Raw genomic sequence first — 20,278 nt, 5'->3', positions numbered from 1 at the left:
CCGCCATTTACCTGTCGTCTCCCGCTATCATGTTACCCATCGAACCGGGGACGCTATCAGAATAGGTTCGGGGCGTCCCCGACGGGGTGGGCCAACGGGACCGGTGGCGGCCCCGGGCGACTCAGACGTGCTCGTCGAGGAACTCGACGATGTCGGCGTAGGCCTCGATCCTGTTTTCGAGCTTCGAGATGCCGTGACCCTCGTCCTCGAAGATGCGCTTGCGGACGGGGACGCCCTGGTCGGCGGCTTTCTCGGCGATCTGTTCGGCCTCGCCGACCGGGACGCGAGGGTCGTTGGCCCCGTGAAGCACGTACAGCGGCGCCTCGATGTTCTCGATGCTGTTTATCGGCGAGATGGACTCGAGGAACTCCCGGTCGTCGGCCAGCGAGCCGTACTCCGCCTCCCGTAGCTCTCGGCGCCAGGAGCCGGTGTTCTCGAGGAAGGTGACGAAGTTGGCGATGCCGACGATGTCGACGCCGGCGGCCCACAACTCGGGGTACTCCGTGAGCGCCGCCAGCACCATGAACCCGCCGTAGGAGCCGCCCTTGGCGACGATGCGGTCTGGGTCGACCTCGGGGCGGTCGCGGAGCCACTCGACGGCGGCCTCCAGGTCGGCGACGGCGTCCATCCGATTTTCGATATCGTCGAGGTGGGTGTACGAGCGGCCGTAGCCGGTCGACCCCCGGACGTTCGGCTCGAAGACCGCGTAGCCGTGCGCGAGGAAGTACTGCTTCAGCGGCGAGAAGGAGGGCCGCCGCTGGCTCTCGGGACCGCCGTGGACGTCGACGATGACCGGCGTTCTACCATCCGGCGAGTCGTCCGGCACCGCGTAGAACGCCGGGATTTCGCGGCCGTCGAACGTCTCGTAGCCGACCGACTCGGAGGCGACGAACGTCTCCGGCGGAATCGCGGCCGTCGAGGCGTCGGTCCACCGCTCGGCCGCGCCCGTCTCGACGTCGACGACGTGGACGTTGGTGTTGTCGGTGTCGGTCGTGACGGTGAGGGCGAACCGCTCGGCGCCGTCGTCGAAACTCACGCCGCCGGCGACGCCGGCCGGCACGTCCGGGTCGGGGTGGGTCTCTATTTCGGTCGCACCCGCCAGTTCGCCGACCGTCAACTCGGTGTAGCCGTCGACGTTCCGCGAGTAGACCAGCCGCCCGGTCTCGTCGTCCAGGGCGACGCCGTCGAGGTTCCACTCCCCGCCCGTCTCGACGGTCTCGATGTCGCCGCTCTCGGCGTCGAGGCGGGCGAGATACAGCGTGTCGGCGTCCAGGTCCGTACAGCAGTAGACGCCCTCGCCGTCCGGCCCCCACGAGAGGCTACTGTACCGAATCTCGTCGTCGCCGTGGTCGGTCAGGTGTGTCGTCTCGCCCGTCTCGACGTCGAGGGCGGAGACGTCGTGGTCGAAACTGGAGTACGCCTCGTGGACGAGCAGTCGGTCGTCGTCGGGGCTCCAACCGCCGAGCGAGAGCCAGCCGTCGCCCTCGAGCAGCAGGTCGGCGTCGTCGCCGGTCTCCTCGCGGCCCTGGGCGTAGACGTCGAAGACGGCCTCCTCGCGGCGGTTCGAGGCGAACGCGAACCGGTCGCCGTCGTGGCTCCACCCGCCCCACCGGTGCTTGGCGTCCGCCCTCGTGAGGTTCCTGACGGTGCCGTCGGGGTCCAGCCGGTACAGTTGCTGGCGCTCGTCGCCGCCCTCGTCCATCCCGAAGGCCAGTTCCCGACGCTCGGGCGAGAAGGAGGCGAAGGTGACCCGTTCGTCGTAGAAGGTCCGCTGGTCGGGCCAGCCGCCGGGTTCCTCGACGGTCCACACCTGCGGCGTCCCCGTCGTGTCCATGCGGAACGCCAGCGTCCCCTCCGGGCCGAACGAGGCGCCGAAGGCGCTCCGTACGCTCAGGTACCGCTCGATGTCGTACACACCCCATCGTGGAGTGGAGGGCTCAAATCCGTTCGGGCGCCCGGGGCCCCGTCGCGTTCAGTCTTCGCCCGGGACGAACGTCGAAAACCGGGCCCCGTCGAGGGTCTCCTCGACCTGCGTGGCCACGAGGACGAGCGCCGCGACCGCGAGGACGGCGCCGAAGGCGAACGGGACGACGAAGCCGTAGCCGAACAACACCCCGGATGCCAGCGGGCCGACGGCCGTTCCGAAGCCGAACGCCATCGTCAGGACGGACAGCGTCGTCCCGGACTTGCCCTCCTCGGCGAGGTCGCCGGCGGCCGCCAGGCCCGGCGCGAACACCATCGCCACCGAGACACCGTGGAAAAGACGGGCGACGAGCATCGTCCACGGCGAGGTGACCAGTCCCTGCGCGAGGACGGCCGGGGCCAGAAGGACCAGGCCACCCACGAGGAACGGCTTGCGGCCGAGGCGGTCGGCCGCGCGGCCGATGGGCACCTGCAGGACCACGTTGGCGATGACGACGGCGGCGAACTGGACGCCGAACCACAGCGGGCCCTGGCCGAGGCGGGCGTTGATGGGCTCCTGCAGGGTGGCGTACAGGGCGATGGTGACCGCCATGAAGAAGGTGCCCAGCCCCAGAACGAAGACGGGGTCGAGCAACTGCTCGCGCTCGTCGCCCCGGACCGAAACCGAGAGGTCGTCGCCGGTGTCGGCCGTCGTGATGTCGGGTTCGTCGATGAGCACGAGTACGAGCGTGAAGCTGACCAGCGCCCCGAAGACGGCGACGCCGAAGGCGGCGTCGAATCCCGACAGGAAGAGATCGCCCGGCCGGTAGGGGCCGCCCCTGACGACGAGTCCGGCGACGATGGGACCGAACCCGAACCCGAGAAGCCGGAAGGTGTTGAACACGCCGAAGTTGCCGCCCCGCTGGGCGTCGCTTCTGGCCAGGTCGTTCACCAGCGCGATGGTCGTCGGGATGACGAACGCGCCGCCGAGGCCCTGTATCGCCCGGACGACGACCAGCGCCTCGTAGGTGTCGACGAAGGCGTAGGCGACGGCCGTCACCGACAGCACCGCCAGTCCGAACAGGATGAACACCTTCCGGCGACCGGTACGGTCGGAGACCCGACCCGTCAGCGGCTGGAAGGAGCTGTTGAGGAAGCCGAAAAGCGACAGCGCGAAGCCGATGAGCAACTCGAGGGTCAGCGGGTAGCCGGCCACCGTCGCACCCTCCAGCGGCACGACCAGTTCGCCGCTGCCGATGTACAGCGGCAACACGATGATGAGAAACGAGTTCGCGACGGCGTCGGCCATGCGGGCCAGCGCCAAGACGACCACACGGCGGTCCGTCCCGAACATTATCGGCCGATGGGACGCCCCTGTCATCACGCTTCCGAAGCCGACCGGCGGCGAACCCGGCCGTTTAAGTACGGCGCGGGGCCTGACACACGAACATGGAGTTTTGCGACGAGTGCGGTTCGATGATGCACGGCGAGGACGGGGTGTGGGTCTGTCGTTCCTGCGGCTTCGAGAAGGCCCGCGACGCCGGCACCGAGAGCGCGATGACGACGACGGAAGGACAGGACACCGACAGCGGTCCCGTCGACATGTCCGAGGTCGACGACGAGGAGATCGGCCCGACGACCGAGGTTCGCTGTCCCGAGTGCGGCCACGACCGGGCCCGCTACGAGATGAAGCAGATCCGGGCCGCCGACGAGTCCGAGACCCGGTTTTTCACCTGCACCGAGTGCGAGCACAAGTGGCGCGAGGACGATCACTAGCAACCACTTTTTACACGACCCTCTCGCTGCGCGAGGGGGTCGGCAAAAACGTGGGGAAAATATGCGCGCGTGCTCCTGCCGCGCTCTCCCTGCGGTCGAGCGCGTTAGTCCGCGCGCGCTACCGGACACTCCCTGCGGTCGCGTCCGGGGACTATCCCCGTCCTTCCAGCGAATCTCAGGTTCGCCCTGGCCAACAGTTCCGCATCAGGTGCATTGACTTACCCTCGCCGTCACGACCACGTATGGGCGAAGCCGACCCACCTACGCTCCCGGAGTCGCGGCTCGCCGGGACCGGCTGGACGCTCTCGCGGACGGAGGCCGAGACGGTGTTCGAGGGGCTCGGCGTCTCCGTCACCGGCCACACCGCGATCTACGAGGACGAGGACCTCCGGGAGCGTATCGTGGCGGCCGGCGGCGAGGACCGCGTCTGGCGGTTCTTCTTCGCCTCCCGGCTCGACATCACGCCCTCGCCGGGGTTCGGGATGGCCTCCGTCGCCCGGCCCTACGTCGTCCGGGAGTCGAAGGCGGCTTTCGTCGAGGAACTCCGCGAGCGGGGCTTCGAGGACATCGCCCACGGCGACACCGAGACGGTCCGGCTCGGCGAGCACCGCGCGAGGATGACGCCCCACCGGGCGCGGCTCCCGCTCGACGACACCGATGTCGGCGTCCTCGGGGCGGTCGTGGTGTGGCACGACGGCCACTTCCACGTCGCCGGCGGCGCCTACCCGACGACGGGGCTCCAGCAGTGGGTCGAGACCGACCCCGACGCCTACGAGTCGGAACTGCTGGACCTCATTCGAGCCGTGGAGTAAAGCGGGCGAACGTCAGGTAGCCGGTGTGACCGACGCCGGCCGTCGAGGGGCGCGAGCCACGGTCGTCGAACTCCATCTCGCGCTGGATGGTCTCCAGGGACTCCACCGACGAGAGCCCGGCCTCGCGTGCGGCCTCGACGCAGTCGCGGGCCGACTCGACGAACGGCGTGTACGTCGCCACGAACCCGCCGGGTTCGAGGAGGTCGGGCGCGCGCTCGACGACGGCGGCCGCGTCGGCGGTGTCCAGCGTCAGGAGGTCGAACGTCTTCTCGATGTCGTCCAGCGCCTCCAGCAGGTCGCCGGTCCGGACCTCGACGCGGTCGGTCACACCGGCCAGGTCCATGTTCGCCCGCGCCACCTCGGCGAACTCGGGGTCCCGCTCGTAGGTGGTCACCTCGGCACCGAGACGGCCGAGGTACGCCGCGAGCACGCCGGTCCCGGTCCCGGCGTCGAGGACGCTGTCGCCCGCCGCCAGGCCGGTGTGCCCCACCACCAGACCGACGTCGCGGGGCATCATCGGCGCGCCCGTTCGCTCGAGGTGGTCGAAGAGGTCCGTCCCCCGGAGGCGGCGCACCTCGAATGGTTCGCCGAGATGCGTCTCGACGGTCGTTCCGGGTTCGACGTCCTCGGGGAGTTCGAGGACGCCGAGGTCGGACTCCAGCGTCTCGCCCGGTTCCAGCAGGAACTCCCGGTTGCCCCGGACGAGCAGTACTCGTCGGTCGCTCACTCCGACTCGAGGCGCTGGACCGCAGCGGCGAGGTCACCGGTCTCCTCGAGGGCCTCTCGCGCCTCGGACTCGGAGACGCCGGCCCGCTGGGCGACGATTTCGACGTCCTGATCGGCAATCTCCGAGCCGCCGGCGTCAGCGTCGGCGTCGCCGTCGTCGTCGTCCGTCTCGATTGTCTCGCCGTCGCCTCGCGGCCGCTCGTCGGGTTCCCCGACGACCTGGTAGGTCTGCTGGCCCTGGGCGTCCATCCGCTGGACGTCGGCGTCGTGGAAGACGTACTCGGTGTCCTCGGTGCGGATGATGACCTCCTCGGCGTCGATGTCGGTGAGGTCGATACCCATCTGGTTCATCATCTGCTTCATCTTGCGCGGGTTCATCCCGCCGCCTCCTCCGAACATACCCGGACCGAGGGGATGAGGCGCCAAAAAGCCTGACGTTACTGGTCGCCGGGTACGCCTTCGCGGACCGAGACGGCCATTCCGGTCTCGAAGTCCCTCATAGCGTCGGCGGACAGTTCCGCGCGCCCGACGGCGAGCAGGTCGCCGTCGTAGTGTTCGACGAGCACCTCGTCGCCCGGACGGACGACCAGGTCGACCTCCCGGACGAACTTCGCAAAGACGTTCTTCCCGTCGCGGACGAACGGTTCGCTGTCGTCGCCGACGATCACCCGGTAGGCCGGGGGGTCGAGCGTCCGCTGGAGCCGTCGGCCGCCGGCCGCCCCGAGCGTGAACCGGCCGTCGGTCCCGTAGGAGACGACCCGCTCGCCGTCGACGAGTACCTGCTGGGGCCGACCGGAACTCGTCCGCCGGATCTCGACGGACCCGTCGAACAGCGCCGCCCCCGCTCCGCGGCCGAACTGGTAGTCGGCGATCGTCTCCAGGGCGTCGAGCCCACGCTCCATATCACCGACGTGGCGTGAGAGGGGGATACGCCTTTCGGGAACACTGTGGTATGGCTTCTCTTATCACTTCGTGTGGCAGGTGGATTCGGTGTGTCACACCGACGCGCATCCGTCGATTCCGGGAGATTTAAGAGAAGAAATTACCAACGGTCGAACATGGCAACGGACGTGCGCAAACTCGGAATCGGTGCGGCGGCCCTCCTCGTCAGTAGCATCGTCATTCTCGCGGCTGGGACCATGCAGACGCCGGTGCCGGACCTGCTGGCCGGTGTGGCTGCACTCGGCCTCGCCGCCGGGTCGCTCCTCGTCGGGATGTCCGAGGACGACGCCGCGGTCTGATTCGCCGCCGTATCCGCGACACAGTGCCGGTCGGCCACACTTAACAGCTAGCCGGCCGTCTGCCCTCTCACGATGACCGAACTGAGGGATCTGACCCGGACGGCTGTCGCGCTTCTCGTCGCGGCCATCGCGGCCGTCGTCGGATGGGTACTGTTCTTTCGAACGCCGGACTCGACCGCCGAGTTGCTCGGCGTCCTTCTGGTCGTTGGGACCGTACTCGTCGGTCTCCGCATCGGCGGCAACGTCGCCCGGAACGTCCTGCCGGGGTACAACGTCGCGGAGGTGGCCGTCGAGGGGCCGATAACCCGGGACTCGGGCGGGTTCCCGCCCGGTTCGCCCGGCAGGCCCGACGCCGACGACGTCGTCGACCTTCTCGAGCGGGCCGACGACGACGAGAACGCCGACGCGCTGTTGCTCCGGCTGAACACCCCCGGCGGCGCCGTCGTCCCGAGCGACGACATCCGGCTCGCCGCCGAACGGTTCGACGGGCCGACGGTGGCCTACGCGACCGACGTCTGTGCCAGTGGCGGCTACTGGATAGCCAGCGGCTGCGACGAACTGTGGGCCCGCGAGGGATCTATCGTCGGCTCCATCGGCGTTCGCGGCTCGCGGCTGACTGCCTCGGAGCTGCTCGAGAAGGCCGGACTGGAGTACGAACAGCTCGCCGCTGGCGAGTACAAGGAGGCCGGGTCCCCGTTCACCGACCTCGAGGAGGACGAGCGGGCGTACCTGCAGGGCATCGTCGACGACTACTACGACCAGTTCGTCGAGACCGCCGCCGAGGGTCGCGGTATCGAGGAGGCGACGCTCCGCGAGACCGAAGCCAAGGTGTTCCTCGGCGAGGAGGCCCACGAAATGGGTCTCGTCGACGATCTCGGCCCACGCGAGGACGTCGAGGAGCGACTCGAGGAACTGCTGGGCACCGAGGTCGAGACGACCGAACTGGAGCCGACCGTAAGCGTCGCCGCCCGGCTCCGGGGCGGCGCCGAGCGGGTCGCCTACGCCGTCGGTGCCGGTATCGCCGGCCAGTTCGCCGACGCCGACGGCGAGTTCCGCTTCCGCCTGTAGACGGGCTCCGGCACCGCCGTACGCCTGAAAGCTTTTATCCGTTCGAGAGAAGACGTATCCGTGAGCACGCTGGTGGTCTGTGTCGACCGAGAGGGCGGGCTCGGTCCGGTCAGTCCCGTCGTCGGCTGGGAGGCAGTCCAGGCGCTGGTCACCGACGTCGGGGTCGACGACCCCGAGGACAGCCGCGTCAACTGCCTGCTGGAGACGCTCCGGGTCGCCCGCGACCTCCGGGACGAGGGTGAGGAATCCATCGTCGCCGTCGTCTCCGGCGGCGGTGACGGCGTCGACAGCGACCGCGCCGTCGCCCGCCAGACCGACCAGCTCGTCGAGGAGTACGCCCCCGATGCGGCCATCGTCGTCACCGACTCCGCCAGCGACGAGCGGCTCGTCCCGATAATCGAGAGCCGGGTCCGCGTCGACGCCGTCGACCGCGTCGTCGTCCGGCAGTCCCACGACATCCAGTCGACCTACTACCTGCTGAAGCAGTTCCTGGGCGATGAGGAGCTACGGGGGACCGTGCTGGTTCCCATCGGTGCGGCCCTGCTGGCGTTCCCGGTGTTGCTCCTCCTCGCCGACAGCGTGACCGTCGCGCTGTCGGCCATCGCTGCCGTCATCGGTACCTTCCTCCTCTACAAGGGACTCGGCATCGACGACTTCGTCTCGACGCTCCCGGGTCGGGTCCGGGACGCCTTCTACTCCGGGCAGGTGTCGCTCGTCACCTACGTCGTCGGTGCGGGGCTCGCGCTCATCGGCGTCTTCGCCGGCGGAATCAGTGCCAACGGGATGGAGACGACGAGTGAACTCCTGCTCGGGCTCCGGTTCATCTACGCCAGCATCCCCTGGTTCGCCGCGGCCGCACTCGCGGCGGCGACCGGTCGCCTCATCGACGCCCTGCTCGGCGAGCAAGGGGTTTCCAGCGCACTCCTGAACCTGCCGTTCGGGGTCGTCGCTATCGGCTTGGTCGTACGCGGCTTCACGGGCTACTTCCTCGAGCGTGCCGGCGTCTTCGCCTCCATATCGGTCCCGCCGGTCACGCTCGGCGCAGTCTCGGTCGAGGGGTTCGTCCTCTCGATTTGGTCCCGTCTGGCGGTGTACGTCGCGGCCGGCATCCTCGTCAGTCTGCTCGGCGTCGCGTTCGCCTCCCGGATGAACGGGACCGAGACCGGGCTCGACGAACTCCCGGAGTGACCGAACCGACGGCCATTTCACCTCCCGTCGGCTACCGGGTGCATGGACCCGTGGGTGAGCCTCTTTTCGGGCGGGAAGGACTCCTCGTGGGCGCTCTATCGGGCGCTCGAGGCCGACAGACCGGTCGAGCGACTGGTCACCGTTCATCCTGCCGGCGAGTCGTTCATGTACCACGTCCCCGCGACGGAACTGGCCTCGCTGGCCGCCGAGAGCATCGGCATCCCCCTGGTCGACGTTCGGCCGGACGACTTCGAGACCGCCGCCGACGAGCGAGAGGACTCGGGGACTCGCGGCGACCGGGAACTCGAGCCGCTCGAGGACGCGCTGGTCGATCTGTCGGACGAACTCGAAGGTATCGACGGCGTCACCGCCGGTGCCGTCGAGAGCAGCTACCAGACCGACCGCATCGAGGCGATGTGCGACCGGCTGGACGCGGAGCTTTTCGCCCCGCTGTGGCAGGAGGAGCCCCGTGCCCTCGCCGACGCCATGCTCTCGGCCGGCTTCGAGATCACCATCGTTCGCGTGGCCGCCTACGGGCTCGACGAGTCCTGGCTGGGTCGGACGCTCGACTCGGACGCGCTCGCGGAACTGGCGGCGCTCGGCGACGAGTACGGCGTCCACCTCCTCGGCGAGGGTGGCGAGTTCGAGACGCTCGTCACCGACGGCCCTCACATGGACCGACGAATCGAACTCGACTACGAGACGGAGTTCGACGGCACACGCGGGTCGTTGCGCATCGAGGACGCGTGGCTGGGCGAGTAGGCGAGCAGGCGGAACGTTCGGCGCACCGCTCGCGCCGGGTATCGACGGTCCGCGTCCCGCACTACCGCCTCGACGGACCGTCGCCCTTCTCAGGTCATGACGCCGATGGTCACGGTTTCGTATATAAGGACGTGGGTGACGCGGAACAAAAGACACTTGTCGCGCGGTTCTGTCGTTCCGTACAATGAAAGCCGTCGTTCTAGCTGGCGGATACGCGACGCGTCTGTGGCCCATCACGAAGCACCGCCCGAAGATGCTGCTGCCCATCGGCGAGACGACCGTCATCGACCGCATCTTCCGGGCCCTGGAGGACGACGACCGCATCGAGGAGGTGTACGTCTCGACGAACGAGCGCTTCGCCGAGGAGTTCGAGGACCACCTCGAAGCGAGTGACTTCGAGAAGCCCCGCCTCTCGGTCGAGGACACGACCGAGGAGTCAGAGAAGTTCGGCGTCGTCGGCGCGCTGGGGCAACTGGTCGACCGGGAAGGCATCGACGACGACCTCCTGGTGGTTGCCGGCGACAACCTCATGGGCTTCGACCTCTCGGAGTTCGTCGACTACTTCGAGCGGACGGGCGCGGCCACGCTGGCCGCCCACGACGTCGGCGACCGCGAGAAGGCGAAGTCCTACGGGCTCGTCGAACTGGAGGGCGACCGGGTCGTCGACTTCCAGGAGAAACCCGACGAGCCGAACAGCACGCTCGTCTCCATCGCCTGCTACGGCTTCCCGGCCGAATCGCTCCGGTTCGAGGAGTACCTCGACGGCGACAACAACCCCGACGAACCGGGCTGGTTCCTCCAGTGGCTCCAGTCGCAGGAACCGGTCCACGCCTTCGTCTTCGAGGAGCCGTGGTTCGACATCGGGACCCCGGAGTCGTACCTGGAGGCCATCGCCTGGGAACTCGACGGCGAGAGCGTCATCGCGGAGTCGGCCGCCGTCGAGCGCTCGACTATCGGAGAGAACGTCCACGTCATGCCGGGCGCCGAGATCATCGACTCGACGCTGGACCGCTCGGTCGTCTTCGAGAACGCGACCGTCCGGAACTGCGAGACCCAGTCGACCATCATCGACGAGGAGACCCACATCGAGAACATCGACCTCGCGGGCGCGCTCATCGGCGCCCACACCCAGTTGACCAACGGGACCGGGCAGTAGCGTTTTATCTCTCGGCGCCCGAGAGCGGATATGCAGGGTGCAGAGCGGACCACCCGGCAGCGCATCGCCGACTTCCTCCGGGACGAGACTGCCGAAGCAGGCCGACTGGCCGGCGAGTTCGGAATCACGACGGCCGCGGCGCTCTCCCACGTCGAACACATCTCCCACTCGCTGGAGGGCACCGACGAGCAACTGCTCGCGGCGCCGCCGGCGTGTCGGGACTGCGGCTTCGAGCGGTTCGACGACCTGACGAACCGTCCCTCGCGGTGCCCGGAGTGCAAGAGCGAGGACGTGACCGAACCGACCTACACCATCCGGTAGTCGTCGCGCGCCGGCCGGGGACGCCGGGTCAGAAGGAGTTCTTCAGTTTCTCGAAGAAGCCCTGCTCGACGTCGATTTCCTCGCCGCCGGCCTCGGCGAACGCCTCCAGAGCCTCGCGCTGCTCCTCGTTGAGGCTCTCCGGGGTGACGACCTGCACCTTCACGTAGAGGTCGCCGTGTCCCCGCCGCTGGAGGTGGGGCATCCCCTTGTTCCGCAGGCGGAACGTCTCGCCGCTCTGGGTGCCGGCGGGGACGTCCATCTCGACTGCGCCGTCCAGCGTGGGCACCTCGACGGTGTCGCCGAAGGCCGCCTGCGGGAAGGATATGGGCATCCGGTAGCGGAGGTCGTCGCCGTTCCGCTCGAAGGCCTCGCTGTCCTCGACCTCGATTTCGACGAGCAGGTCGCCGTTCCGGCCGCCGTCCTCGCCGGGGGCGCCCTCGCCGTCCATCCGGAGGGTCTGGCCGCTCTGGATGCCGGCGGGCACCTCGACCTGTAGCGTCGCCTCGTTGCGGACCTGGCCGTCGCCGCGACACGTCGAACAGGTCTCGGAGTAGACCGTCCCCTCGCCCTCGCACTGCTGGCAGGTCTGGGTCTGCTGGACGCGGCCCAGCGGCGTCTGGCGGACGGTCCGCTGCTGGCCGCGGCCGTTGCAGGCCGAGCAGGTCCGGGCGTCGGCTTCCGGCGGGTGGCCCTTCCCGTCGCAGTCCGGGCACCGCTCGGGCCGCGCGACGGTCAACTGCTTGGTGACGCCCTCGTAGGCGTCCTCGAGGTCGACGGTCAGGCGGGTCTTGAGGTCGGCGCCCTGCTGGGGACCCGACCGGCCGCCGCCACCGCCGCCGAAGAACTGCTCGAAGATGTCGTTCATGCCGCCGGCGCCGCCACCGCCGAAGGGACCGCCGCCCATGCCGCCGGCGCCGCCGCCCTCGGTCGCGCCGCGCTTGTCGGCCTGCTGGAACCGCTCGTGGCCCATCTGGTCGTACATCCGGCGTTTCTCGTCGTCGAGCAGGACCTCCTTCGCCTCCTGAATCCTCTTGAACTTCTCCTCGGCGTTCGGGTCGTCGGAGACGTCCGGGTGGTACTCCGAGGCCTTCTCGCGGTAGGCCCGCTTGATGTCCTCCTCGCTCGCGTCGCGGTCGACGCCCAGCACCGAGTAGAAGTCCTCGCTCATCGCTTACCGGCTGTAGACGATTGAGACACTTCAAAAGAACGGGTCGCGGCCGGCAGGTGTCGTCGGACCTACAAAAACGCGCTTCAGATAACGGTTAACACACCCAGTCCCCTCGTTGGGAGTATGTCCGCAGAGAACTACGTCCCCGTCTGTGACCTCGCCGACCTCGAGGAGGAGGGCCGAACCGTCGTCCAGTACGACGGCCGGGCCGTCGCGCTGTTCTTCCACGAGGAGGAGGTCCACGCCGTCGACAACCGCTGTCCGCACATGGGATTTCCGCTCGTCCGCGGCACCGTCGAGGAGGGCGTGCTGACCTGCCACTGGCACCACGCCCGATTCGAACTGGCTGAGGGCGACACCTTCGACCCGTGGGCCGACGACGTCCAGACGTTCCCCGTCGAGGTGGGCGACGGCGAGGTCCGCATCGACCCCGACCCGGAGCCGACGGTACCGCCGGCGACCCGGTGGCGCAACCGCCTGGCCGACGGGATGCAGGAGGACATCACGCTCGTGCAGGCGAAGGCCGTCATCGGCGTTGACGAACACGGGGACGGCTTCCGGACGCCGCTGGAGACGGCGGCGAACTTCGGCACGAAGTACCGCGCCTCGGGGTGGGGCCGCGGGCTGACGTCACTGTCCTACATGGCGGAAATCCACCGGGACGTCGGCGGTCGCGACAGGCGGCGGGCGATGTTCACGGGCGTCCGAGAGGTATCGGACAACGTCGCCGGCGAGGCGCCCCGCTTCCAGCAGCACGCCTTCGAGAACCGCGACCTCTCGAAGGAGCGACTGAAGTCCTGGTTCCGCGCGAACTGCGAAGTTCGCGACGAGGACGGCGCCGAACGGACGCTCCTGACGGCCGTCGAGACGTTGCCGCCCGCCGACGTCGTCGAGATACTGGTCGCGGCCGCCACCGACCACCTCTACATGAACTCGAGTCACACGCTCGACTTCGTCAACAGCGCGCTGACGACGCTGGACCACCTCGGCTGGGAGGAACACGCCGCGCCGGTGCTGGCCTCGACGGTGCCGCAACTCACCGGCGCGACCCGCTCGGAGGAACTCTCGTCGTGGCGCCAGCCCGTCGACATCGCCGCGCTGTGCTTCGACGCCCGCGAACGCCTCGACGACCTCGTCGCCGCCGGGTCCGGCCGGGAGTGGGACGAACCCGACGACTTCGTCGAGACGCTGCTCGGCGAGGACCCGGAAGCCATCGTCGAGGCACTCTGTGACGCCATCGCCGCCGGCGCCACCCAGCGGGAACTCACCGACGCCGTCGCTCGTGCGGCCACCCGCCGGGTCGCCTACTTCGCCACCAACAACGAGTTCAACGACTGGGACACGGTGCATCACACCCTCGTCTACGCCAACGCCGCCCACGAGCTGGCCGACCGCACCGACGCCACCGAACTGTACCGTGCGGCCTTCGACGGCGCGATGAGCGTCTATCTGGACCGCTTCCTCAACAGCCCGCGAGCGCCGGTCCCGACCGCAGAAGCCGGCCGCGACCCCCAGGAGATACGCTCGGAGCTGCTGGAGTGCTTCGACGAGCAGGGCGCCGTCAACCGCGCCGCCCGCCTCGTCGTCGAACACTTCGAGTGCGACGGCGACCCCGCCGACCTGAAGGCCGTCCTCGGCCGCGGTCTGCTCCGAGAGGACGCCGACTTCCACACCCTCCAGAACGTCCCGGCGGCCTTCCGTCGGTTCGACGCTCTGGACGACGAGGAGCGCCGCCTCGCGCTGGTCGCCGGCGCCCGCTACCTCGCCGCTCACACCCCGACCCGACGCGAGCACGAACAGACCTTCTCGATTGCGACCCGCCTCCATCGCGGCGAGCGGCTCCACAAAGCCGAGTGACTCTATCCGTCCCGCGTATCGAGACGAACCGGCGATGTCACCGTACACATCGGGACGACAGGGAGCCTTCCCGCCGGCCCCGGGAACGCTCCGGTTTCGACAGGCGCCGAGTGCGGCGCAACGATCGAACTACGCCAGTGACAGTCGAGCCGTGATCGAACCCGGTGACGCTTACAGATGGCTGTGGCCCTTGCCGTCGTAGTACGTCTCGCTGCACATGACCGGATTGTCGCCGTTCGGCGGGATTTCGATCGTCCAGTGGGCGACGTTATCGGTGTCGAGCAGCTTGTCCTTGCCGTAGGCTCCGTTTAGCTCGTCGACGTCGTAGCTCAGCTTGATGTCGACGTAGAACGGCTCGGATTCCTGGCCGTCTACGGAGACGGTGAATCCGGAATTGACGGAGGTGAGGCCGAGGGTATGTTCGGGGTTCCACCAGTAGTAGAACGACTCGTTGCCGTTCTCGTACGGGTGTTCCGTGTTCTTGCCTGCGTCGTCCTTGAAGTCCGCCAGCCACTCGACGAAGGCGATGGTGTCGACCGCGAACGCCGTCCCACCGATGATGAGCGGAAGCGCACCCCCGGAGAGGCCACCGGCGGCGACGCCCGCGGCGAACGCTGCTCCCTGAACCCACTCCGGAACGTCGTTGTCGACGTAATCACTCCGGTCGATGGCGCTCTTGATCTCGGATTCGCTGGACGCCTCGCTCTCGCTGTTCTTCTTGTGTTCGTTCTTCCAGTCCAGGTATGCCGGTCCGTACAGCCCCGAGAGGGTCGTGAACGGTTCGACGCTCCCGTCGTCCATCCACTTCGAGGCCTCGAGGATGTCGGTGTCGCCGTAGTCGTTCCCCCTGAGAGCGACGTCCAGTTTGACCTCTTCCTGAGTGTTCCAGTCGGTCACGTAGTCCTCCTCGTCGATGTAGGTGTGGAACACCCCGTTCGTCTCGAACGTGTAGTTCTCGTTGCTGTCTACCCCGGTGAACGTCAACCCCCAGTTGTTGTCGACGTGGAACGTCGTCGTCCGTCTGCCGTCGGCTTCGTCGTTTCGACGGAGGTTATACGTGGTCCCCTCCGACATGACGATCCCGTAACTACATTCGGAGGCCCGGGTTCGCCCGGTGAACGTCGCGGTCGACCCGGCTCCGACGGCTGCCGCCGTCCCCAGTCGCTTGAGCACGCCGCGTCGGGCGACAGATTCCGTGATACCGTCCGATCCTGTCGGATTAGCTTTCTCACCCATAGACTATCGATTACAAGAATAGAAAATAAAATTTCCTAATTCATATCAAAATAAAAGACGGCTGTTCCGGAACGAGGCCGAGTGGCGCTGGCCAGTCCGGGGGTTTATCTGTCAGTGTACCGAACCGTCGACCATGCCCGAAATCCAGATCAGCGAGGAAACGCTCGAACGGCTCGACGGACTCCAGCGGGACGGCGAATCGCACGACGAACTGATAAACGAACTCATCAATATCTACGAGGCCGGTGAGCGGACGCTGGCCCACGGCGGCGACCACGTCGGTTCGGAGTAATCTCGTCTCCGGGATGAATCGGTACCGACCCCCGGCGTAAGAGCCGTCTTCGCCGGCTGCTACTCCTCGTCCTCGTCGTCGTCCACGTCCTCGAAGTCGGCGTCGACGAACTCCTCGTCGTCGCCCTCGGCGCCGCCCGCGCCGGCGGCACCACCGGGACCGGCACCGCCCATGCCGCCCATACCGCCCATGCCGCCGGGACCGGCGCCCGCGCCGCCAGCACCGCCGGCGCCGGCCGCGCCCTGGGCAGCCTGCTGTTCGTACATCTGCTTGCCGATCTCCTGCAGTTCCTCCGAGAGGCTCTCGGTCGCCGATTCGAGGGCGTCGGTCGCCGTCTCCAGGTCGTCGCTGTCGACGTCGGCGTACTCCTCTAAGGCCTCCTCGACGCGCTCGATTTCGGCCTCGATGTTGGCCTGGAGGTCCTCGTCGAGTTCGTCCTCGTTTTCCTCCAGCAGCGTCTCGGCGCGCTGGACGGACGATTCGGCCTCGTTTCTGGCCTCGACGAACTCGCGGCGCTTCTGGTCTTCCTCGGCGTGCTCCTCGGCTTCGGCCTGCATCTCCTCGATCTCCTCGTCGGAGAGACCGACGCCGCCCTCGATGGTGATGTCCTCGCTGTTGCCCGACCCCTGGTCCTCGGCGGCGACGTTGACGATGCCGTTCTCGTCGATGTTGAACGTCACCTCGATCTGCGGGGTGCCGGCGGGCGCCGGCGGGATGCCGGTCAACTGGAAGGCGCCGAGCAGTTCGTTCTCCTCGGCGATCTCGCGTTCGCCCTGGAAGACGCGGATGTTGACCGAGGTCTGGTTGTCCGCGGCGGTCGTGAAGATCTTCGACTCCTCGGTCGGAATGGTGGTGTTCTTGTCGATGAGGCGCTCGAAGATGCCACCCTTGACCTCGATGCCGAGGCTGAGCGGCGTCACGTCCAGGAGGACGATGTCGTCGACGTCACCGGCCAGGACGCCGCCCTGGATGGCGGCACCCAGCGCGACGGCCTCGTCGGGGTTGACGTTCTTCTTCGGCTCCTGGCCCGCCAGTTCCTCGACCTTCTCCTGAACCTGCGGCATCCGGGTCGACCCGCCGACGAGGATGACCTCGTCGATGTCGCCCTTCGAGTAGCCGGCGTCCGACAGCGCCTGCTCGGTCGGGCCGACGGTCCGCTCGACGAGGTCGGCGGTTAGCGACTCGAACTTGGCGCGCGAGATGCTCTCCTCGAGGTTGAGCGGTCCCTCGTCGGTCGCGGCGATGAAGGGCAGGTTCACCGTGGTCTCCTTCCGCGAGGAGAGTTCGATCTTGGCCTCCTCGGCGGCCTCGGTCAGTCGCTGGAGGGCCTGGCGGTCCTCCCGGAGGTCGATGCCGTGTTCGTCTTCGAAGGAATCTGCGAGATAGTCGATGATGGCCCCGTCCCAGTCGTCGCCGCCGAGTTCGTTGTCGCCGTTGGTGGCGACGACCTCGTAGACGCCGCCGCCGAGTTCGAGAATCGAGACGTCGAAGGTGCCCCCACCGAGGTCGTAGACGAGGACGGTCTGGTCGGACTCGTCGTCGAGGCCGTAGGCCATCGCCGCCGCGGTCGGTTCGTTGACGATGCGCTCGACCTCGAAGCCGGCGACCTCGCCGGCGTCCTTCGTCGCCTGCCGCTGTTTGTCGTTGAAGTACGCCGGGACGGTGATGACCGCCTTCTCGATATCGTCACCGAGGTACTCCTCGGCGTCGTGTTTGATCTTCTGGAGGATCATCGCCGAGATCTGTTCCGGCGTGTACTCCTCGTCGTCGATTTCGACGGTGTAGTCGGACTCGCCCATGTGCCGCTTGATGGACTGGATGGTCCGGTCGGGGTTCTGGACGGCCTGGTTCTTGGCCGGCTTGCCGACCAGTCGCTCGCCGTCGTCGGTGAAGGCGACGACGGAGGGCGTCGTCCGGTCGCCCTCCTCGTTGGTGATTATCTCGGGGTCGCCACCCTCCATGACCGCGAACGCCGAGTTGGTGGTACCGAGGTCGATACCGAGAATCTTGTTGCTCGCCATGTTGTTCGTCACTACCGGACTGAACCGGTTAAAAGTTGCTAGATACGACGACTCACGGTCGAATGGGACAGCGCCTCTTCGGGCGGTTTTCGACCGGGGCGCTCGCGCCGACCGGGAGGTATAAACAGAACCGCTATTCGGGTTCGCCGTCCGCGACGGTCACCTGGGCGGGTCGGAGGACCTTTCCGGCCATCTCGTAGCCGGGGCGCTGTAGCCCCGCGACGGTCCCGGCCGGCTGGTCGCTGTCGACGTTCAACAGCACCTCGTGGCGCGCCGGGTCGACCTCGCTGCCCGGCGCCGGTTCGATCGGCTCGACGTTCTCGGCGCTCAGTATCTCGTCCAGCTGCCGGAACGTGGCCTCGACGCCCTCGCGGATGTCGGTCCCCTCCTCCTGGTCGAGGGCGCGGTCGAGGTTGTCCCGGACCTCCAGTAGCTCCTCGACGAGGTCCTCGGTCGCCCGCTCCCGTATCTCCTCGCGCCGTTTCTCCTGGCGCTTCTTGTAGTTCTGGAACTCCGCGGCCTTCCGCTTGAGGCGGTCCTCGAGGTCGTCCCGCTCGGCCTCGGCTTCCGCGAGGTCGTCCTCGAGGTCGGCGACCCGCTCGCGGAGGCCGGCGATTTCGGTCGCAATCGTCTCGGCGTCGCCGTCCTCGACCCGCGCTGCGATGTCGGCGACGGGTTCGGCGGCCGCTCCGTCGGCACCGGTCTCGGCGTCGCCGTCCTCGACCTGCTCGGCGGCCGCGCCGTCGACGCTCGTCCCGGCGGCCGCCCCGTCGGCGTCCGTCCCCTCGCCGGGATTCCGGCCGGCGCTCCCGTCGGACCCGCCCGGCGTCCCCTCGTCGGCGTCCGTCGATTCGACGGTCTCGCCCTGCTCGTCGCTCATGTACGAGTGGAACCGTTCCGCGCCAATAAGGGTTGAGAAACCGCCGCGGCGTCGGGCGTCGGAGTTAAGCCGCCGGCCCCGCGAGGGAACGCGTGGTCCGGCTCCGGTACGACGAAGGGACGATACGCGTCGACGGCGAGCGGGCGGCCGAACTCGAATCGCTGTCGTTCGTCCGCCGCGACGACCGCTCGGAGAGCTACCGCGCTCCCGCCTTCCGGTACGCCTTCCTCCGCGAGACGGTCCGCGACCGTGGGCTCCCGCTCTCGGACGACGTCCTCGCCGTGCCCGACGTCGAGGGACTTTCGACCGAGTACGAACTCCGGGGCTACCAGTCGGCGGCTCTCGAGGCGTGGCACGACGCGGGCGACCGCGGCGTCGTCGAACTCCCGACCGGCAGCGGCAAGACCGTCATCGCCATCGGCGCGATGGTCGACCTCGGGGTCTCGGCGCTCGTCGTCGTGCCCACCATCGACCTGCTCGAACAGTGGCAGCGGGAACTCCACGCGGAGTTCGACCGACCCGTCGGTCGACTCGGCGGCGGTGAACAGCGCGTCGATGCGGTCACCGTCGCCACCTACGACTCGGCGTACCTCCGGGCCGACGAACTCGGCGACCGGTTCGGCCTGCTGGTCTTCGACGAGGTCCACCACCTCGGCGGCGAGGGCTACCGCGACATCGCCCGGCTGATGGCCGCGCCGGCCCGCCTCGGTCTCACCGCCACCTTCGAGCGGCCCGACGGCGCTCACGAGGCCATCGAGGAACTGGTCGGCGGCGTCGTCTACCGGCTCGACGCGGACGACCTCGCCGGCGAGCACCTCGCCGACTACGACATAAAGCGCGTCGAGGTCGAGTTGACGGCCGACGAGCGGGCCCGCTACGAGGAACACCAGGGCACCTTCACCGACTACCTCCGGGAGTCCGGCCTCCAGTTACACAGCGGCAGCGACTACCGGAAACTCGTCAAGCGGTCGGGGTCGGACCCGCGGGCACGCGAGGCGCTCCTGGCCAAGCAGCGCGCCCGCGAGGTGATGATGAACGCGGATGGGAAGACGACCGCGCTGGCCGACATCCTCGACCGCCACCGCGAGGATAGGGTCATCGTCTTCACCGCTCACACCGACCTCGTCTACGACATCGCCGAGCGGTTCCTGATTCCGCCCATCACCAGCGAGACGGGCGCCGCCGAGCGCCGCGAGATACTCGAGCGGTTCCGGCGGGGCGACTACTCGCGGGTCGTGACCGCGAACGTCCTCGACGAGGGCGTCGACGTCCCCGACGCCAACGTCGCGGTCGTGCTGTCGGGGTCGGGCTCCGAACGGGAGTTCACGCAACGCCTCGGCCGCGTCCTCCGGCCGATGGAAACCGACGACTCGACCGTCGGGCGAGCGCTGCTGTACGAGGTCGTCACCGCGGAGACGGCCGAAGAGCGGGTCGCTCGGCGGCGTCGTTGACCGCCGTCCAGTCGCAGTCCGGTTCGCGGCGGCTACGACTCGACCGGCGTCTGGTGGTGCGAAGCGAGCCGCCATCCGTCGTCCCCCCGGACGTACACCGATGTGACGAGGGCTGCGTATTCGGCGCCGTCCTCGCTCCGTACTGCATCGGCCCGATAGACCAGCTGGAACACTCCATCGCCGACGTCAACCACCCGTTCGTTGCTGAAGGCGACGCTACGCCACCGGTCGGCGTCTCCGAGCGACTCGATCACCGCCGCCCGCTCCAGGACTCCGGTGGGTGCCGGAAACACCATCACGGCGTCCTCGGTCAGGGTCGCGTCGTAGAACGCCGCGTCACCGTGCCAGAACCGCCGCTCCCGCTCCAGGAGGGTCGAAGGCTCCACCATACCGGGGTGCTCGCCTCCGGGGCACAAAGCGG

General features: G+C 68.3%; 21 protein-coding genes. 11 read left to right on the top strand and 10 right to left on the bottom strand.

Translation table 11 applies throughout. The features are described 5' to 3' along the window. Positions 1-121: 121 nt before the first annotated feature. Positions 122-1,915, bottom strand: a complete 1,794-nt coding sequence (locus tag NLF94_RS14560; RefSeq protein ID WP_254838352.1) for a S9 family peptidase — start codon at positions 1,913-1,915, stop codon at positions 122-124. Positions 1,916-1,972: 57 nt separating this feature from the next. Further along, a complete protein-coding gene (locus tag NLF94_RS14555; RefSeq protein WP_350355830.1) occupies positions 1,973-3,256 on the bottom strand; it encodes an MFS transporter in 1,284 nt (427 codons plus the stop codon). 95 nt (positions 3,257-3,351) lie between these two features. On the opposite strand from NLF94_RS14555, the gene NLF94_RS14550 reads away from it, so the two are divergent. Together NLF94_RS14550 and NLF94_RS14545 are read left to right on the top strand one after the other, a co-directional pair. Next, the gene (locus NLF94_RS14550; RefSeq protein WP_254838351.1) at positions 3,352-3,678 is read left to right on the top strand and encodes a transcription factor S; all 327 of its coding nucleotides are present in this window, start codon (positions 3,352-3,354) and stop codon (positions 3,676-3,678) included. 242 nt (positions 3,679-3,920) lie between these two features. Beyond that, on the top strand, positions 3,921-4,490 hold the full coding sequence (locus tag NLF94_RS14545; protein WP_254838350.1) for a DUF6517 family protein: 570 nt from the start codon (positions 3,921-3,923) through the stop codon (positions 4,488-4,490). On the opposite strand, the gene NLF94_RS14540 is transcribed toward NLF94_RS14545, so the two are convergent. From NLF94_RS14540 to NLF94_RS14530, 3 genes are read right to left on the bottom strand one after another with little or no spacing between them, the layout of a single operon-like run. Further along, positions 4,471-5,217: a methyltransferase domain-containing protein gene (locus NLF94_RS14540; protein WP_254838349.1), complete on the bottom strand. Its 747-nt coding sequence runs from the start codon at positions 5,215-5,217 to the stop codon at positions 4,471-4,473. The genes NLF94_RS14545 and NLF94_RS14540 overlap by 20 nt on opposite strands. Beyond that, positions 5,214-5,615, bottom strand: coding sequence for a nascent polypeptide-associated complex protein (locus NLF94_RS14535; RefSeq protein WP_254838348.1), 402 nt, complete (start codon positions 5,613-5,615; stop codon positions 5,214-5,216). The genes NLF94_RS14540 and NLF94_RS14535 overlap by 4 nt, the downstream gene beginning before the upstream one ends. 38 nt (positions 5,616-5,653) lie before the next feature. Next, positions 5,654-6,118 (bottom strand): PUA domain-containing protein, encoded by a 465-nt coding sequence (locus NLF94_RS14530; RefSeq protein ID WP_254838347.1) that lies wholly within the window; start codon positions 6,116-6,118, stop codon positions 5,654-5,656. A gap of 156 nt (positions 6,119-6,274) precedes the next feature. On the opposite strand from NLF94_RS14530, the gene NLF94_RS14525 reads away from it, so the two are divergent. From NLF94_RS14525 to NLF94_RS14500, 6 genes are all read left to right on the top strand, one after another. Then, positions 6,275-6,457 (top strand): hypothetical protein, encoded by a 183-nt coding sequence (locus NLF94_RS14525; protein ID WP_254838346.1) that lies wholly within the window; start codon positions 6,275-6,277, stop codon positions 6,455-6,457. Between the two features lie 72 nt (positions 6,458-6,529). Beyond that, positions 6,530-7,525 carry a signal peptide peptidase SppA gene (sppA, locus tag NLF94_RS14520; RefSeq protein WP_254838345.1) on the top strand — a complete coding sequence of 332 codons (996 nt, stop codon included), beginning with the start codon at positions 6,530-6,532 and terminating at the stop codon, positions 7,523-7,525. A gap of 60 nt (positions 7,526-7,585) precedes the next feature. Continuing rightward, positions 7,586-8,713, top strand: a complete 1,128-nt coding sequence (locus NLF94_RS14515; RefSeq protein WP_254838344.1) for a DUF373 family protein — start codon at positions 7,586-7,588, stop codon at positions 8,711-8,713. Between the two features lie 42 nt (positions 8,714-8,755). Next, positions 8,756-9,475, top strand: coding sequence for a diphthine--ammonia ligase (locus NLF94_RS14510; RefSeq protein ID WP_254838343.1), 720 nt, complete (start codon positions 8,756-8,758; stop codon positions 9,473-9,475). Between the two features lie 184 nt (positions 9,476-9,659). Then, on the top strand, positions 9,660-10,631 hold the full coding sequence (locus NLF94_RS14505; RefSeq protein ID WP_254838342.1) for a nucleotidyltransferase family protein: 972 nt from the start codon (positions 9,660-9,662) through the stop codon (positions 10,629-10,631). 30 nt (positions 10,632-10,661) lie between these two features. Beyond that, on the top strand, positions 10,662-10,952 hold the full coding sequence (locus NLF94_RS14500; protein ID WP_254838341.1) for a transcriptional regulator: 291 nt from the start codon (positions 10,662-10,664) through the stop codon (positions 10,950-10,952). Between the two features lie 28 nt (positions 10,953-10,980). On the opposite strand, the gene dnaJ is transcribed toward NLF94_RS14500, so the two are convergent. Next, a complete protein-coding gene (gene dnaJ / locus NLF94_RS14495) occupies positions 10,981-12,120 on the bottom strand; it encodes a molecular chaperone DnaJ (RefSeq protein WP_254838340.1) in 1,140 nt (379 codons plus the stop codon). Positions 12,121-12,243: 123 nt separating this feature from the next. Here dnaJ and NLF94_RS14490 point away from each other — a divergent pair, with 123 nt between their 5' ends. After that, positions 12,244-13,977 (top strand): Rieske (2Fe-2S) protein, encoded by a 1,734-nt coding sequence (locus tag NLF94_RS14490; RefSeq protein ID WP_254838339.1) that lies wholly within the window; start codon positions 12,244-12,246, stop codon positions 13,975-13,977. A gap of 171 nt (positions 13,978-14,148) precedes the next feature. Here the strand turns inward: NLF94_RS14490 and NLF94_RS14485 are convergent, their stop codons facing one another. Next, complete coding sequence (locus NLF94_RS14485; RefSeq protein WP_254838338.1) at positions 14,149-15,213, bottom strand: hypothetical protein; 1,065 nt, start codon at positions 15,211-15,213, stop codon at positions 14,149-14,151. Between the two features lie 133 nt (positions 15,214-15,346). Here NLF94_RS14485 and NLF94_RS14480 point away from each other — a divergent pair, with 133 nt between their 5' ends. Continuing rightward, positions 15,347-15,505: an antitoxin VapB family protein gene (locus NLF94_RS14480; RefSeq protein ID WP_254838337.1), complete on the top strand. Its 159-nt coding sequence runs from the start codon at positions 15,347-15,349 to the stop codon at positions 15,503-15,505. Between the two features lie 59 nt (positions 15,506-15,564). Here NLF94_RS14480 and dnaK read toward each other — a convergent pair whose 3' ends face one another. Next, positions 15,565-17,526 (bottom strand): molecular chaperone DnaK, encoded by a 1,962-nt coding sequence (gene dnaK, locus NLF94_RS14475; RefSeq protein WP_254838336.1) that lies wholly within the window; start codon positions 17,524-17,526, stop codon positions 15,565-15,567. Positions 17,527-17,659: 133 nt separating this feature from the next. Beyond that, on the bottom strand, positions 17,660-18,406 hold the full coding sequence (locus NLF94_RS14470) for a nucleotide exchange factor GrpE (RefSeq protein ID WP_254838335.1): 747 nt from the start codon (positions 18,404-18,406) through the stop codon (positions 17,660-17,662). A gap of 92 nt (positions 18,407-18,498) precedes the next feature. On the opposite strand from NLF94_RS14470, the gene NLF94_RS14465 reads away from it, so the two are divergent. Next, entirely contained in the window at positions 18,499-19,857 is a 1,359-nt protein-coding gene (locus NLF94_RS14465; RefSeq protein WP_254838334.1) for a DEAD/DEAH box helicase, read from the top strand. A gap of 32 nt (positions 19,858-19,889) precedes the next feature. On the opposite strand, the gene NLF94_RS14460 is transcribed toward NLF94_RS14465, so the two are convergent. Further along, on the bottom strand, positions 19,890-20,246 hold the full coding sequence (locus NLF94_RS14460) for a nuclear transport factor 2 family protein (protein ID WP_254838333.1): 357 nt from the start codon (positions 20,244-20,246) through the stop codon (positions 19,890-19,892). Positions 20,247-20,278 lie beyond the last annotated feature (32 nt).

Origin of the sequence: Natronomonas marina, assembly GCF_024298905.1 — an archaeon.
Lineage (GTDB): Archaea > Halobacteriota > Halobacteria > Halobacteriales > Haloarculaceae > Natronomonas > Natronomonas marina.
This window is presented reverse-complemented; position numbering and strand designations above follow the sequence as displayed.

Excerpts from the sequence above, each read along its gene's own strand:
- NLF94_RS14555 (WP_350355830.1), bottom strand. The coding sequence starts at position 3,256 with ATGTTCGGGACGGACCGCCGTGTGGTCGTCTTGGCGCTGGCCCGCATG.
- NLF94_RS14550 (WP_254838351.1), top strand. The coding sequence starts at position 3,352 with ATGGAGTTTTGCGACGAGTGCGGTTCGATGATGCACGGCGAGGACGGG.
- NLF94_RS14545 (WP_254838350.1), top strand. The coding sequence starts at position 3,921 with ATGGGCGAAGCCGACCCACCTACGCTCCCGGAGTCGCGGCTCGCCGGG.
- NLF94_RS14535 (WP_254838348.1), bottom strand. The coding sequence starts at position 5,615 with ATGTTCGGAGGAGGCGGCGGGATGAACCCGCGCAAGATGAAGCAGATG.
- NLF94_RS14530 (WP_254838347.1), bottom strand. The coding sequence starts at position 6,118 with ATGGAGCGTGGGCTCGACGCCCTGGAGACGATCGCCGACTACCAGTTC.
- NLF94_RS14525 (WP_254838346.1), top strand. The coding sequence starts at position 6,275 with ATGGCAACGGACGTGCGCAAACTCGGAATCGGTGCGGCGGCCCTCCTC.
- sppA (WP_254838345.1), top strand. The coding sequence starts at position 6,530 with ATGACCGAACTGAGGGATCTGACCCGGACGGCTGTCGCGCTTCTCGTC.
- NLF94_RS14510 (WP_254838343.1), top strand. The coding sequence starts at position 8,756 with ATGGACCCGTGGGTGAGCCTCTTTTCGGGCGGGAAGGACTCCTCGTGG.
- NLF94_RS14505 (WP_254838342.1), top strand. The coding sequence starts at position 9,660 with ATGAAAGCCGTCGTTCTAGCTGGCGGATACGCGACGCGTCTGTGGCCC.
- NLF94_RS14500 (WP_254838341.1), top strand. The coding sequence starts at position 10,662 with ATGCAGGGTGCAGAGCGGACCACCCGGCAGCGCATCGCCGACTTCCTC.
- dnaJ (WP_254838340.1), bottom strand. The coding sequence starts at position 12,120 with ATGAGCGAGGACTTCTACTCGGTGCTGGGCGTCGACCGCGACGCGAGC.
- NLF94_RS14490 (WP_254838339.1), top strand. The coding sequence starts at position 12,244 with ATGTCCGCAGAGAACTACGTCCCCGTCTGTGACCTCGCCGACCTCGAG.
- NLF94_RS14485 (WP_254838338.1), bottom strand. The coding sequence starts at position 15,213 with ATGGGTGAGAAAGCTAATCCGACAGGATCGGACGGTATCACGGAATCT.
- NLF94_RS14480 (WP_254838337.1), top strand. The coding sequence starts at position 15,347 with ATGCCCGAAATCCAGATCAGCGAGGAAACGCTCGAACGGCTCGACGGA.
- dnaK (WP_254838336.1), bottom strand. The coding sequence starts at position 17,526 with ATGGCGAGCAACAAGATTCTCGGTATCGACCTCGGTACCACCAACTCG.
- NLF94_RS14470 (WP_254838335.1), bottom strand. The coding sequence starts at position 18,406 with ATGAGCGACGAGCAGGGCGAGACCGTCGAATCGACGGACGCCGACGAG.
- NLF94_RS14460 (WP_254838333.1), bottom strand. The coding sequence starts at position 20,246 with ATGGTGGAGCCTTCGACCCTCCTGGAGCGGGAGCGGCGGTTCTGGCAC.